Annotated in this window: 11 protein-coding genes; 5 read left to right on the forward strand and 6 right to left on the reverse strand. The window is 70.6% G+C overall.

Annotated elements, in window-relative coordinates; genetic code table 11:
- The first annotated feature begins 22 nt into the window (after window positions 1-22).
- The 4 genes from ACWGIH_RS23915 to ACWGIH_RS23930 are packed head-to-tail and all read left to right on the forward strand — an operon-like array spanning window position 23 to window position 3,697.
- Window positions 23-1,183 carry a glycosyltransferase family 4 protein gene (locus ACWGIH_RS23915; protein WP_453442906.1) on the forward strand — a complete coding sequence of 387 codons (1,161 nt, stop codon included), beginning with the start codon at window positions 23-25 and terminating at the stop codon, window positions 1,181-1,183.
- Complete coding sequence (locus ACWGIH_RS23920; protein ID WP_453442907.1) at window positions 1,183-2,208, forward strand: NAD-dependent epimerase/dehydratase family protein; 1,026 nt, start codon at window positions 1,183-1,185, stop codon at window positions 2,206-2,208. Before ACWGIH_RS23915 ends, ACWGIH_RS23920 begins: the two co-directional genes overlap by 1 nt.
- The gene (locus ACWGIH_RS23925; RefSeq protein WP_453442909.1) at window positions 2,205-3,110 is read left to right on the forward strand and encodes a phytanoyl-CoA dioxygenase family protein; all 906 of its coding nucleotides are present in this window, start codon (window positions 2,205-2,207) and stop codon (window positions 3,108-3,110) included. Before ACWGIH_RS23920 ends, ACWGIH_RS23925 begins: the two co-directional genes overlap by 4 nt.
- Window positions 3,107-3,697 carry a sulfotransferase family protein gene (locus ACWGIH_RS23930; RefSeq protein ID WP_453442910.1) on the forward strand — a complete coding sequence of 197 codons (591 nt, stop codon included), beginning with the start codon at window positions 3,107-3,109 and terminating at the stop codon, window positions 3,695-3,697. The genes ACWGIH_RS23925 and ACWGIH_RS23930 overlap by 4 nt, the downstream gene beginning before the upstream one ends.
- A gap of 150 nt (window positions 3,698-3,847) precedes the next feature.
- Here the strand turns inward: ACWGIH_RS23930 and dpgC are convergent, their stop codons facing one another.
- From dpgC to hppD, 5 genes are all read right to left on the reverse strand, one after another.
- Window positions 3,848-5,095 (reverse strand): (3,5-dihydroxyphenyl)acetyl-CoA 1,2-dioxygenase DpgC, encoded by a 1,248-nt coding sequence (dpgC, locus tag ACWGIH_RS23935; RefSeq protein WP_453443192.1) that lies wholly within the window; start codon window positions 5,093-5,095, stop codon window positions 3,848-3,850.
- 44 nt (window positions 5,096-5,139) lie between these two features.
- Window positions 5,140-5,823: an enoyl-CoA-hydratase DpgB gene (gene dpgB / locus ACWGIH_RS23940; protein ID WP_453442912.1), complete on the reverse strand. Its 684-nt coding sequence runs from the start codon at window positions 5,821-5,823 to the stop codon at window positions 5,140-5,142.
- On the reverse strand, window positions 5,817-6,986 hold the full coding sequence (gene dpgA, locus ACWGIH_RS23945) for a 3,5-dihydroxyphenylacetyl-CoA synthase DpgA (RefSeq protein ID WP_453442914.1): 1,170 nt from the start codon (window positions 6,984-6,986) through the stop codon (window positions 5,817-5,819). Before dpgA ends, dpgB begins: the two co-directional genes overlap by 7 nt.
- Window positions 6,987-7,058: 72 nt before the next feature.
- Complete coding sequence (locus ACWGIH_RS23950; RefSeq protein WP_453442915.1) at window positions 7,059-9,449, reverse strand: aminotransferase class I/II-fold pyridoxal phosphate-dependent enzyme; 2,391 nt, start codon at window positions 9,447-9,449, stop codon at window positions 7,059-7,061.
- A 29-nt stretch (window positions 9,450-9,478) separates the two neighbouring features.
- On the reverse strand, window positions 9,479-10,501 hold the full coding sequence (hppD, locus tag ACWGIH_RS23955) for a 4-hydroxyphenylpyruvate dioxygenase (protein ID WP_453442917.1): 1,023 nt from the start codon (window positions 10,499-10,501) through the stop codon (window positions 9,479-9,481).
- A 399-nt stretch (window positions 10,502-10,900) separates the two neighbouring features.
- Here hppD and ACWGIH_RS23960 point away from each other — a divergent pair, with 399 nt between their 5' ends.
- Window positions 10,901-11,404: a cold-shock protein gene (locus ACWGIH_RS23960; RefSeq protein WP_453442919.1), complete on the forward strand. Its 504-nt coding sequence runs from the start codon at window positions 10,901-10,903 to the stop codon at window positions 11,402-11,404.
- 136 nt (window positions 11,405-11,540) lie between these two features.
- Here ACWGIH_RS23960 and ACWGIH_RS23965 read toward each other — a convergent pair whose 3' ends face one another.
- A complete protein-coding gene (locus tag ACWGIH_RS23965; protein WP_453442921.1) occupies window positions 11,541-12,638 on the reverse strand; it encodes a prephenate dehydrogenase in 1,098 nt (365 codons plus the stop codon).
- Window positions 12,639-12,949 lie beyond the last annotated feature (311 nt).

Raw genomic sequence — 12,949 nt, forward strand, 5'->3', positions numbered from 1 at the left:
CCACCGCCCGGAGGACCGTCGCATGCGCATCGCCTACCTGCACTCCGGCAGCATCCCGTCGGTCTACGCCAACGGCGTCCACGTCATGCGCATGTGCGACGCGCTGGCCGACGCCGGGCACGACGTGCGCCTCTACGCCCTGCGCGGCGAGATGACCTCCGACGACGTCCATGCCTACTACGGCACCCGCAACCGTTTCCCCGTACGGACCTTCCCGATGCCCCGGCTGCCGCTGCTCGGCCCCTGGCTGCGCGCCTGGCAGGTGCGCCGCGCGATCCGTCGCGACGGTGTGCCCGACGCGGTGTACGGCCGCGACCTGCGCGCACTCGTGGCCGCCGGCGGCCTGGCGCCAAGCGTCTACGAAACCCACCTGTTGTGGGACAGCCGTCGGGAGCGGGCGGTCGAACGCCTGCTGCTGCGCAGCCGGTCCTTGCGCGGTGTCGTGTTCGTCTCGCAGGCACTGGCCGACGACTACGCGCGCGCCTTCCCCGCGCTGCGCGCCGCCGGCGGACCGGCACAGGTCACCGCGTCCGACTGCGCCGACCCGCCCCCGCCCGGACCGGCCACCGTTCTCCCCGGGCGGCCGGACGCGCTCAGGATCGGTTACGTCGGCCATCTGTACCCGGGCCGCGGCACCGACATCATCCTGGCGCTCGCCGACCGGATGCCGGAGGCCGACTTCCACGTCGTCGGCGGCACCGAGGCCGACCTGGAGCACTGGAGACAACGCACCGACCAGCCCCACCTGTACTTCCACGGCCACCGTCCGCCCGCCGGACTCCACCCGTACTACCGGGCGTTCGACGTCGTGCTGGCCCCCTACCAGCAGCGCGTGGCCTGCGCGCAGGGCGTCGGGGACATCAGCCGATGGGTCTCGCCCATGAAGCTGTTCGAGTACATGTCCCACGGGCTGCCCGTGGTCTCCTCCGACCTGCCCGTGCTGCGCGAGGTCATGGCCGACGGCGTCAACTGCCTCCTCGTGTCACCCGACGACATCGACGCGTGGGAACGGGCGATCCGCCGGCTCGCCGCCGACCCGGACCTCCGAGCGGCTCTGGGGGCTGAGGCCCGCCGCCAGTTGCTGGCCACATACACCTGGCGGCACCGCGCCGACCGCGTGCTGGCCCCGTTCGCCGGGCCGCGCCCGGCCGCCGAGCCGGCCGCCCGTCCGGGGAGGCGCTGATGCGCGCGCTGGTCACCGGCGCTGCCGGTTTCATCGGATCCCATCTCTGCGAGCACCTGCTGGCGGCCGGCGACGAGGTCATGGGCGTCGACTCCCTCACCGATCACTACGACCCGGCGGTCAAGCGCCTGAATCTGCGAACCGCCCTGACCCATCCCCGCTTCACCTTTCGCCACGTGGATCTGCTGGGCTCCGACCCGGCCGGGCTGATCACCGATGCGGACGTCGTGTACCACCTGGCGGGCCAGCCGGGTGTCCGGCCGTCCTGGGGAGACCACTTCGCCCTCTACAACGACCGCAACGTGCTCGCCACGCAGCGCCTGCTGGAGGCCGCGCGCGCCCACCCGCCCGCCAAGTTCGTGTACGCGTCCAGCTCCTCCGTCTACGGAGACGCGCTCGGCCGCCCCACCCCGGAGACCGCGCACCCGCGGCCGGTCTCCCCGTACGGCGTCACCAAGCTCGCCGGCGAGCACCTTTGCGAGCTGTATCGCACGGTGCACGGGTTGCCGACGGTCGCGCTGCGTCTGTTCACGGTCTACGGGCCGCGCCAGCGGCCCGACATGGCGCTGGCTCGCCTCCTCTCCGCGGCGAGCGGAGGGCAGGCGTTCCGGCTCTACGGCGACGGCGAGCAGACCCGCGACTTCACGTACGTCTCCGATGTCGTGGCCGCGATGCGCGCCGCGGCCCGCAGTCCGTTCACCGGCGTCGCCAACATCGGTGGTGGCAGCCCGGTCTCCATGAACATGGCCGTCGCCGCCTTCGAACGTCTCGTCGGACCGGTGCTGTTGTCCCGTCACCCGGCCGTCCCGGGCGATGCCCGGCACACCGGCGCCGACATCGGCCGGGCCCGCGCCGCCTTCGGATTCCGGCCCCGCGTCGAGTTCATGGACGGTCTGGCGGCCATGGCACGGGCTGCCGAACCGATCTTCGCCCCGGCGCCGGGCCGGACCGCCGTCCCGGTGGGCGCACCACTCGTACACCCGCCGGACAGGCGCAGTCGCGCGCGGACAGGAGACGACCGGTGATCCCGCCCTCCCCCCGTCCTTCGGGGCCCACCCCCGTCCGGTCCGCCGCGCTGCACAGGGTGGAGCTCACCCCTGCCGGGTATCCCGTCGCGCTGCGGCGGGTGCTCTCCGGGGATCTCGTCGTCCTCGCCGGTGGGCTCCGCCACCTCGGCCATCTGTCCGACATCGAACGGCTCGCCCGCGCGGCCGCGGCCCACCGGCTGCCGGGCAGCACGACCGTGGAGGCGCCCCTGGACGAGCTGCACCGGTACGCCGACACCCGCGCGATCGAGGCGATCCGTACCGACCTGGAAACCCGGCTGCGCCCGCTGGGGCGACGCGTCCTGCACGACGTGACGGCCGCCATCACCCCGCGCGATACCCGCCCCTACCTCAGCGAGCACCTCGGCATCCGCATCATGCCTCCGCTCGGTACGGTCACCGATCACTCGGAATTCGCCTCGCGCGAAGGCTTCCTGACGCCCCGTCACGCCCATGTCGATTCCTGGTTCAACACAGCCCTGAACTCCGTCAATCTCTGGATGGCCATAACCCCCGTACAGCGCGGCAACGGCCTGATCCTCTATCCGGACGCCTTCCGCCGCCCCCTCCGTCACGACGGCCACACCCTGCTTCCCGGGCAGCACACGGGGGATCCGGTTGATCTCGCCCTCGACCCCGGCGACATCCTCCTGTTCGCCGGTGACCACCTGCATGCCTCGCAGCCCAACACCACCGACGCCACCCGGTTCGTCCTGACCAAACGCTTCTCGGCCGGGCCTCCCCGCTACCCCTTGCGAGCCACGGGGTGGGTCCCCTACCTCGACCAGCGGCTGCTCAGCACCCCCCTCGCCCCGCTGGCCGCGCTGCGCTCCCGGCTGACACCCGCCGGTCTGCGGCAAGCGCTGCGAGGCCGCCGATGAGCGGCGGGGAGCCTCCCGGCCACAAAGTCTTCGGCATCGGCCTCTCGCGCACCGGCACCCAGTCACTGACCGCCGCCCTGCACGTCCTGGGGTACAACGTCGTCCACTACCCGGCGGACGAGGACACGTATCGGACGCTGCTGCGCGGTGACGCGCGCTTCCCGCTGCTCACCCGCCACGACGGGATCACCGACATCACGACCGTCCCCTACGTCGCCCAGCTCGATCGGGCGTGGCCAGGCGCGAAATTCGTCCTCACCGTCCGCGACGAGGCCCTGTGGCTGCGCTCCTGCGCCCGGCACTGGAGCCGTCCACCACACCGCAAGACCGAGTACGGGGAGCGCTACCTCTCCCTGCAGCTCTTCCTGCGGGCTGCGGTCTACGGCTGCCACACATTCGACGAGGACCGGTTCCGGCACGTCCACCGCCGTCATCTGGCCGAGGTACGCGCCCTGTTCGCCGACCGTCCGGACTCGCTGCTGATCCTCGACCCGTCCTCCCCCGACCCCTACGCCCGTCTGGCCGCCTTCCTGGGCCGGCCGGTCCCGAAGACCCCGTATCCGCATGAGGGCCGCTGGCCCGCATGATGTGGGGCTCCAATGCTCGGACCATCCGATGACCTGCACCTCCCGACCGACGGAGCCATCCGGCAAGCATATGTACAGCCCCACAACCACCAGCTGCTGAGCGGGGCCCCGCCGCAGCCCACGCCCGCAGGCTGCCCCCTCCGGCTGGTGTCAGGCGCTCTGCCCGGCTGACGTGCCCCGGGCGGAGAAGCGGCCGACCTTGTCGACCACATCCGCGCTGTGCAGGCGCATCGACTGCTCCAGCGCGAACTCCGCCATATAGCGCCGGAACACGTCGACGTCCTCATCCGCGGCGTTCAGCATCTTGCGGTTCGCCGTGACCGCCGGACCTCGGAGCCGGTCGAGGCTGGCCTCGACAGCACGGTCCAGTTCGTCCGGGGTGTGTATCTCGTCCACGAGGAGCCGGGCCTCCGGGTCGGTTGCCTGGATCTTGCGGCCCTCCAGGATGATCTGGCGTGCCAGGCGCGGCCCTGTGTACCGGGTCAGCCGGAGGTTGGCGACTCCGGGAACGATGCCCTCCTGGGCCGCGGGCAGGCTGAGGTAGGCGTCGGAGGAGGCAAGGACGTGGTCGACGACCAGCAGCAGTTGCATCCCCCCACCGATGGCGAAGGCGTCGACGGCCGCGACCCACGGCTTGGGCCGGGCCGGCGCGTGCCAGGACACGCCGTCGTCGACGCGGACGCCGCGCCAGATCTTGTGCAGGTACCCGAGCTCGCGGCGCAGCAGGAAGCCGTCGAGCGAGATGTCCCCGGCATGCAGGCTCTTGAGGTTGATCCCGGAGCTGAACACCCGCTTCCCCGCATAGCGGGGGTGGGTCATCTCTCCCCCACGGAGCAGGCAGAGTTCGACCTCGGGGTCGAGCAGCGCCAGGTCGACCGCTGTCTCCATGTCGTCGACCTGCCGGTCGTCCTCGGCGTTCAGGCAGTCGTCACGGCACATCGTCAGCCGGGCAACCCCGTCGCGGCGCTCCAGCCGCACGGAGCCGAGGTCGGCCCACCCCGTGGCGGTGAACGCGGGCAGCAGCTCCAGGGCCCGCGCGGTGGGGTGCAGCATGGCGTCCACCAAGTGGCCGCCGGAGCACGGCGAGCGCAGGATCCGGCAGAAGAAGATGCCCAGGTCGATCTCGTGACCCGCCTTCTGCGCCTGCGGCAGCGCGCGGTCCGCGGCCAGCTCGGCCGCGGAGGGGACGAGCCCCGGGAAAGCGCCCGCCCCCGCTGCGGCCAGCTCGCCGAGACGCAGGCCGCGGGTGCGGCCCGCGGTGAGCTCGGCATAGACGGCGTCGCCATGTGCGTCGAGGAAGGCGCTGCGCAGCGCCCTCATCCGGTCCGGGGGCGACGCCGCCGACTGCTGTGCCGCGCGCGCGAGCGCCGCGCGAGCACGGGGAAGACTCGCCTGCATCTCCCCCGTGCGCGCCGGCTGCGCGGGCGCCGGTACGGTGCCGGTCACGTCGCGGCCTCCGCCGCGATCCGCCGCAACTCTCGGTCGCAGGCCGCCAGATGGGCCCCGAGCGCCTCCTCGAATGGGACGGTGTGGGCATCGAGCAGCAGTTGCCGCCTGATGGCCAGCTCGGTTCCGGCGAATCCGGCGGTGCGTTCGACAGCCGCCGCCACCGCGACCGCGGTGTCGTCCGTCACCTCGTCGATGAGGTGCAGCGCCAGCGCCTGCGCGGCGTCGAGCGGGATGCCGAACAGCGCCGCGTGCCGGATGGCCGCGGTTCCGGTTGCCTGCTGGGCGAGCCGGTGCAGCACCATTCCGGGCCACGTGGCCCCGTCGGCCATGGCCGGCACCAACCGCGATGAGGGGGTGGCGATGCGGATGTCGGTGGCCAGCAAGGCGTCCAGAGCGGGGCCGCCGCAGTCGCCGTCGGCGACCGCTATGGTGGTGGTGGGCAGCCGCTCAAGCCTGCGCAGGACTCGCTCCCACTTGCTGACAAGACCCACCGTCAGCTCGCCGGTCCAACCGCGGTCCGGGGTACCGGACAACTCGACGATCACCGGGCTGCGTCCCCCGGCGTCCTCTGCACGGTCGCATACGGCACCGATCGCCGCGATGGCCTCCGACGTCGGCGGCCGTCCGCCGTCCACCCGGAGCCTCGTCTCCGCTGCCTCCTGCTCCGCCCTCACCATTGGACCAGCGCCGTCTCGATCGTGGACCCAGGTCCCATGGTCATCAGCACGCCGAAGTCCCCCGCTCTGACGCGGCCTTCTTCGAGCAGCCGCTCGTACGAGAACAGAAACGATCCGCTCGACAGGTTGCCGTAGTCGCGCAGCACCCCCGTGGTGTGCCGCAGGTCGTCGCGGGTGAGGCCGAGGTTCATGCGGACCGCGTCGATGACCTTCTTGCCGCCGGAGTGCACGAGCCAGTGGTCGACGCTGCTGCGACGCAGCCCCGCGTCGGCCAGCAGCCGGTCCACCACCCGCTCCGCATGGGCCCCGACCACGTACGGGATGTCCGGGTCCAGGTAGAAGCTGAACTTGTGCGCGTCGTCGTCCCAGTCGTAGCGCATGGCATCCACAGCCTCATGGATGAGGTGGCTGGCGAAGCCCAGCAGGCACGGGCCGGCAGAGGATCCCGCGAGTTCCGCCGGCAGTTCCCCGGGCGCGGGCCCGGCGGCGTCGGGTGGATCGGCGAACAGAGCGATGGCGGCGGCTCCGTCGCCGAAGAGGCTGTTGACGACCGCGGTGCGCATGGTCGAGTCCATGACGTAGGCGGCGGAGCATGCCTCGGCACAGAGCAGGACGGCGACCTGTCCGGGGTGCGCCATCGACCAGGCCGTCGTCGCGTTGAGCGCGTTCAGGCCCGCGTTGCAGCCCATGCCCACCACGTCCACCCGGCTGCATCCGGCGCCCATGCCCATGTCCTTGATGAGCAGCGCGCTGAGGCCAGGGGTGAGAAAGCCCGTGGTGGTCACGCAGCACAGGTAGTCGACGTCGGCGAGTTCGATGCCCGCGTCCTGAAGACACGCGCGCACGGCCCGCGCCCCCATGTCGAGGGCGAGCCGCTTGTGCTTGGTGAGCAACTCGCCCTGGGATTCCTGGGAGAAGGGCGCCGTCGTACCGGGGGTCGGGAGGGTGAGATAGCGCCGCTCGATGGCGCTGTTCAGGAACACGGAGCGGATCTTGGGGTCGGTGATCCGGAAGCGGTCGAGCAGCTCGCGCTGTGAGTAGGAGACCTCGGTCACGGCGGTGCCGACACCGATGATGCGGCTGGAGTTGGCGAAGGGCTTCGGCTGGAGCTCTGGAGGAGCCGGCAGAGAGCCACCGGCCGGGCGGGTGATGGTGGCGGTCATCGGAAGGTCCACCCCCACATGCGGGGTTTGCTGAGCAGACGGTGCACGATGGTGAGCACTTCTGTCGTCCTTTCAGTGCGCCGCCGTCCTGATGAACCGTGCAAGACGACCGGTTCCCTCATGGATGTCGGCGTGGGTCAGGTAACTCACGGACAGCCGGAGCGTGTGCTCCCCGCCGCCCTGCGGATAGAAGTACGACATGGGCGTCCAGATGACGCCGAATTCCTCGGCCGAGCGCGTGAGTGCGGCGTTGTCGGCCGGGAACGGGACGGTGACGGTGAGGAAGAAGCCGCCGCTCGGCCGGTTCCAGCTCACGCCGAGATCCTCCCGTTCGGCTTCGGTGAACGCGGCGTCGAGCGCCCGGAGGGTGGTCTGCATGGCTTCCCCGTAGTGGCGCGCCGTACCGGCGTTGTGCTCGGTCACGCCGCCCTCGCCGGCGAGGAGCATTCCGCCGATCAAGGCCTGGCTGAGCGCCGAGGTGTTGACCGTCACCATGCTCTTGATCCGGCTGAGCTCGTCGGCGAGCAGGCAGGTGCTGCCCGAGGGGCCCGTGACGAGCTGGTCCGCGACCGCGTAGCCCACCCGGGCGCCGGGGAGGAGCGTCTTGGCGAAGGAACCCAGCTGGACCACGCGACGGTCGCGGTCGAGGGACTTGAGTGTCGGCAGTTGCAGTCCCGGGCTCACCAGCCGGTAGGGGCTGTCCTCGAGGATGAGCAAGTCCTCACGGTCAGCGAGCTTCAGCAGCTCGTGCCGCTCGTCGATCGCCATGGTGCTGCCCGACGGGTTGGAGTGGTCGGGGATGACGTAGAAGGCGCGGGGACGGCGCCCGCGGGCGCGCTCGGCCCTGATGGCCGCTTCGAGAGCCTCGCAGCGGAACCCGTCGGCGCCTTCTTCGACCGCGGTCGGCTCGATGTCGAGCAGGCGTGCGGCACCGGTGATGCCCACGTAGCACGGGCTGGAGACGAGCAGGGCGTCGTCCGGGCCGGCGATCAGGGCGCGCAGGACGAGCAGCATCGCCTCCTGGCAGCCCACGGTGACGACGATGGACTCGGCCGGCACGTCGATGCCCTCGTCCAGGCGCAGTGATTCAGCGACGAGCCCGCGGATCAGCCCGCTGGTGGGCCCGTACTGGAAGAGGGTGTCGCGAACCTGGGCGGGAGAACGACCGGCGGCGGCCAGGTGGTCCATGTAGCGACGGATGTGCGTGAAGAGCTGCTCGGAGTCGAAGAAGCCGTCGTACGGACGCCCGGGGGCGAAGGAGATCGCATCGGGGTAGCGGTGCGTGATCTCGTTGAGGAAGTTCATCGTGTCCAGCACCGGGTCGGACACGCTGCCGTGCAACTCCTCCTTCAGCAGCCCGGAGACATGCGTGCGCGGCCGCTCTGCCGCGGCCGGGCGCCCGCCGGCTCGCGCCAGGGGCACAGCGCTCCCCGAGACCAGCCCGGCGCCGGCGTCGGCAACCGAGGGGCAGCCGGAGAGTGTCATCGCGTCCGCCAGCTCGTCCGTCACGATGCCGAGTACGCCCGCGACACCGTCGCGTCCCGCCGCTGCCAGGCCGTGCAGCACGGGGCGGCCCATCAGCACCGCGTCCGCCCCGAGTGCCAGAGCGGCCAGGACATCGCCACCGCGCCGGACGCCGCCGTCAAGCAGCACGGTGCAGCGGCCGGAGACCTCTGCCGCGACCTCGGGCAGGACGTCGAGGGTGGCCGCGGCTCCGTCCAGTTGGCGGCCGCCGTGGTTGGACACGATGACTCCGTCCGCGCCCTCCTCCGTCGCCCGGCGTGCGTCATCGGCGGTCAGGATCCCCTTGAGCAGGACGGGCAGCGGGCTGATGGAGCGCAGCCACTCGACGACGGTCCAGTCGAGGGCGGCGTCGAAGGCCTCGCGGGCGTGCTCGCCAGGTGCGGAGAAGCCGGTGCCGGAGAGGTTGGCCGGCACGATCCCGGGCGGGAGCCGGAAGCCGTTGCGCTCGTCCCGCAGCCGGCGGCCGAGCCGGGGGGCATCGACGGTGAGGACCAGCGCTTCAAAGCCTGCCTCCTCCGCGCGCTCGACGAGCCCACGGGTCACCTTGCGGTCGCGGAAGCAGTAGAGCTGCAGCCAGAGGGGGGCCGTGGCAGCAGTGGCGATGTCGTGGAAGGTACGTCCGGCGAAGGTGCTGACGACGAGCGGAACTCCGGCCGCGCCGGCCGCCACAGCCGTGGCCACCTCCCCTTCGGGGTGGGCCAGCGTGTGGTAGCTGACGGGTGCTACGCCCACCGGCGCAGCCCAAGTGCGGCCGAGTATACGCGTGTTGAGGGCGGGCTGCGTCACGCCGGACAGTACCCGCGGGCGGAGCCGGACGCGGTCGAAGGCGACCGTGTTGCCTGCCAGCGTCCGCTCGTCGCCCGCGCCGCCGGCGATGAAGTCCCAGACACTCGGGTCCAGGCGCCGCCGCGCAAGATCGGCGTAGTCGGCCAAGGTCAACGGGCCGCCCGCGCCATCGGCACCGTGGTTCATTCGGCGGCCAGCCGGTCACGCTCGATCGCTTCGTACAGGGCGCGGATGTTGCCGCCGCCGAAGCCGCGGGAGCCGCGGCGCTGTATCAGCTCGTAGAACAGTGTGTTGCGCTCATGCGGCGAGCGGCTGAACAGCTGCAGGAGGTCGCCCCACTCGTCGCGGTCCGCAAGGACCCGCGCCGAGCGCAGCACGTCGATCTCCGCCCGCAGCCCCGGAAGGCGTTCGGCCAGGCCGTCGTAATAGCTGTCCGGAACGGTCAGGAACTCGACCCCCCGGTCCTGGAACTCGTGGACCGCCGGAACGATGCTCTCCACGAGGAATGCCAGGTGCTGCACCCCCGGGCCGTCGTTCCGCTCGAGGAAGGCGTCGAGTTGGCCCGTTCCCTTGCGCTGGTCGGGTGCGACGAGGGTGAAGGTGACCCGGCCCGACGAACTGCGCACCACGACGGAGTCCATGGCGTGCTCGCCGACGTCCACGTACTCGGAGGAGTAGCGGGACAGTCCGAAGGCGTCGCGGTAGAAGGCCTCGTACGTGTCGAGCGAGTCACCCTCCACGCAGATCGCGATGTGGTCGAGCAACTGGATCCGACCGGCGGATCGACCGCTCGACGCGTCCGGCAAGGCGTTCCAGTCGAACCCGCGCGGGCCGAGGGCCGAGCGGGGGGTGCGGGGTACAAGGGTGTGCACGACGCTGCCGAATCCGGCGATGGTCCGGGTGTCCTTCGCGGAGGCGGTCAGCGTGGCTCCCGCCGCCTCAGCCGTTTGCGCGCTCTGGGCGACGTCGTCGCAGGCCAGGGCGATATCGGCGATGCCGTCCCCGTGCGAGCCGAGGAACTCCCACGTAGCCGGCCCCGTGGTGACGACGATGTGCACGCTGCCCTGCTGCAGCAGGGCGGAACTCCGGTCGGGGCCCACCGCCTCCGCCGTCTGCCTGAACCCCATGGATGAGACGAAATAGTCGACGAACGACTTCTTCTTGCTCGTGTACAGCTCAACGTATTCGACGTCGTGCACAGCCATGAGCTGCCTCCCTGGCGGGCTGACTTTGAATTGGCGGATTTCGACTGGGTGCCGCCGCATGCGCCTTTCTGCAACTGCAATAGGACCCGCCGCACTATGGCGCGACACGTTCCTCAGGAACAAGTCCGTACAGCTGCACAGCCGTGTTCAACTGACGCGATACGCACTTGAACACCCGCCGGGCCGCCTTTAGGACATTGAGGGCCACCGCAGCCGTGGGCCTTAATCATGTGGACGTCTCCGCAGGCCAGTTGGCTGGCCGCGGAGATGGGACCGGCCACTTCGCGAGCCGTTGAGCACCATCGCTGGACACGCCGCCGTGTCCGCGGAAAAGCTACGGTGCCGATACATGGTGGGAACAGTGGCCGGGCAAGGGGCCCGGATGTGTTAGGGGTTCGTATGACTTCAGGACGTGTGGTGCGGTTCGACAGCACGCGGGGTTACGGCTTCATCGCTCCGGACGATGCTGGTGAGGACATCTTCCTGCATGTGAATGACCTGCTGATCCCCGAGATGTATCTGCGCTCGGGACTGGCGGTTGAATTCGAGGTCGAGGACGGTGGGCGCGGACTGAAGGCCTCGAGCATCAGGCTCGCTCAGGACTCCGCCGAGTCCGACACCTCCGCCGCCTCCGCCGCGCCCGCCGCCGCGGCCGCCGCGGTGCGGACCAGGCCGGACGTCTCGGCGAAGCCGGTGCCCTCGCCACCGAGAGAAAGAGGTGAGGCGGCCAAGGCTGCGGACGGCGAGTATTCGATGTGTGACGTGCTCACCGGCGAGGAGTACACGCGGGACATCACCGAACTCCTGCTGAAGGCCGGATCGTCGTTGACGGCAGATCAGATTCTGCAACTCCGCCATGAGCTGGTGAAGTTCGGCGGGAGTCACGGCTGGATCGAGGACTGAGCCGATCGGTCGCCTGCCGTGGAGGCCACGTGAGACACGCGCCTTCGGGTCCGCACGGACTGACGCGCAGCTGCCTGCGGACCCGAACAGCGCATGCGCCGGCGGACCGGGCACGGCCGACCGCCGGCGAAGCCGCTCAGCTCTGCCGCCACTCACGGTTTCGGAGTTCCGCCACCAGCACATCCATCAGATCCCGGGCCACGCTCAGATGGACCAGCCCGGTCGACTGGCCGGCCGAGTGCTCCAGGCGTACGTCTTCGACGTTGACGCCGACGCGCGAGGCATCGGTGAAGAGCCGGGCCAACTCGCCAGGTTGGTCGCCGATCACGACCGTCACCGTCTCGTACTGCTCCGGCAGCACGCCGCGCTTGGCCGGAATCCGGACGCGCCCGGACTGACCGCGGCGCAGCAGGTTCTCGACTGTGCGTGCGCCGCTGTCGCGCTTGTCCTCGTCGGTGGCCGCCATGGCGCGCAAGCCGGCGACCGCGTCGTCCATGCCCTCCGACAGCTCTTCGAGAAGATCGGCCACCACCAGCGCGTTGGCGCCGAGGATGTCCACCCACAAGCCCGGATCCGCGGCCGCGATGCGGGTGAGGTCGCGGACGCCGGAGCCCGCGAGGCGCACCGCGCGCTCGTCGGCCCGTTCCAGGAGGGCGGCGACCAGGCTCGCCACGACGTGCGGAGCGTGCGAGACGAGGCCGACCGCGCGGTCGTGCGCGACGGCCTCCATCACCACCGGCACGGCCCCGCACAGGGCCACGAGTTCGAGCCCGCTGTTCAACGTGTCGGTGTCGGTGTCGGGCGTCGGTGTGAGCACCCAGTTGCACCCGACGAAGAGATCCGGCCGGGCGGCCAGTGGCCCGCTGCGCTCACGGCCCGCCATCGGGTGGCCGCCGACGTAGCGCGCGGTGTCACAGGCGAGGGCAAGAGCCTCCTGTTGAGGTCCGGCCTTGACGCTGGCGACATCGGTGTAGTGCCTCGCCACGCCGTCGGCCTGCAGCCCGACCAGGACATCGGGCACCAGCGCCGGAGGCACGGCCACGACAGCCAGATCCACGCGTTCCCGCGGGGCCTCCACCGTGCCGGCTCCGAGGGAGGAAGCGATCCTGACCGCAGCGGGATCCGCGTCCCGCAGATGCACGGTCACACCGCGTGCGTTCAGGGCGAGCGCGGCGGAGGTCCCTATCAAACCCGTGCCGACCACGAGGGCATTCTGCATGGTGACCGTATCCATTCCCTTGGCGGCTGAGGATGCTCCGAATGGACGCGGGCACTCTCCATATTCAGATTGGCCGTGATCCTTTTCGTACGCCCTGGTAGGCCTCATGTCCACATGGTGGACGCGACCTCAGATAATCAAGGTCTCCGAATCCGTTGATCGTTCAGGGGCACAACCGTACGCCAGCTCCCACGGCGACCCGAAATGACGCAAGAGTGGACGATCGTTCTCCATTTACCGCGGTTGACGTGTCAATACCAGACGCTATTCTCTCAATAGCAAGCAAGGCGGGAGCGAAGGGGGCAACCGCAGTGCGGCAGGGGGAG

This window comes from Streptomyces sp. NPDC054872, from assembly GCF_053610705.1.

Bases quoted from the DNA above. Each gene is read 5' to 3' on its own strand.
- ACWGIH_RS23915 (WP_453442906.1), top strand. From the start codon at position 23: ATGCGCATCGCCTACCTGCACTCCGGCAGCATCCCGTCGGTCTACGCC.
- ACWGIH_RS23920 (WP_453442907.1), top strand. From the start codon at position 1,183: ATGCGCGCGCTGGTCACCGGCGCTGCCGGTTTCATCGGATCCCATCTC.
- ACWGIH_RS23930 (WP_453442910.1), top strand. From the start codon at position 3,107: ATGAGCGGCGGGGAGCCTCCCGGCCACAAAGTCTTCGGCATCGGCCTC.
- dpgC (WP_453443192.1), bottom strand. From the start codon at position 5,095: ATGCAGGCGAGTCTTCCCCGTGCTCGCGCGGCGCTCGCGCGCGCGGCA.
- dpgB (WP_453442912.1), bottom strand. From the start codon at position 5,823: ATGGTGAGGGCGGAGCAGGAGGCAGCGGAGACGAGGCTCCGGGTGGAC.
- dpgA (WP_453442914.1), bottom strand. From the start codon at position 6,986: ATGACCGCCACCATCACCCGCCCGGCCGGTGGCTCTCTGCCGGCTCCT.
- hppD (WP_453442917.1), bottom strand. From the start codon at position 10,501: ATGGCTGTGCACGACGTCGAATACGTTGAGCTGTACACGAGCAAGAAG.
- ACWGIH_RS23960 (WP_453442919.1), top strand. From the start codon at position 10,901: ATGACTTCAGGACGTGTGGTGCGGTTCGACAGCACGCGGGGTTACGGC.
- ACWGIH_RS23965 (WP_453442921.1), bottom strand. From the start codon at position 12,638: ATGGATACGGTCACCATGCAGAATGCCCTCGTGGTCGGCACGGGTTTG.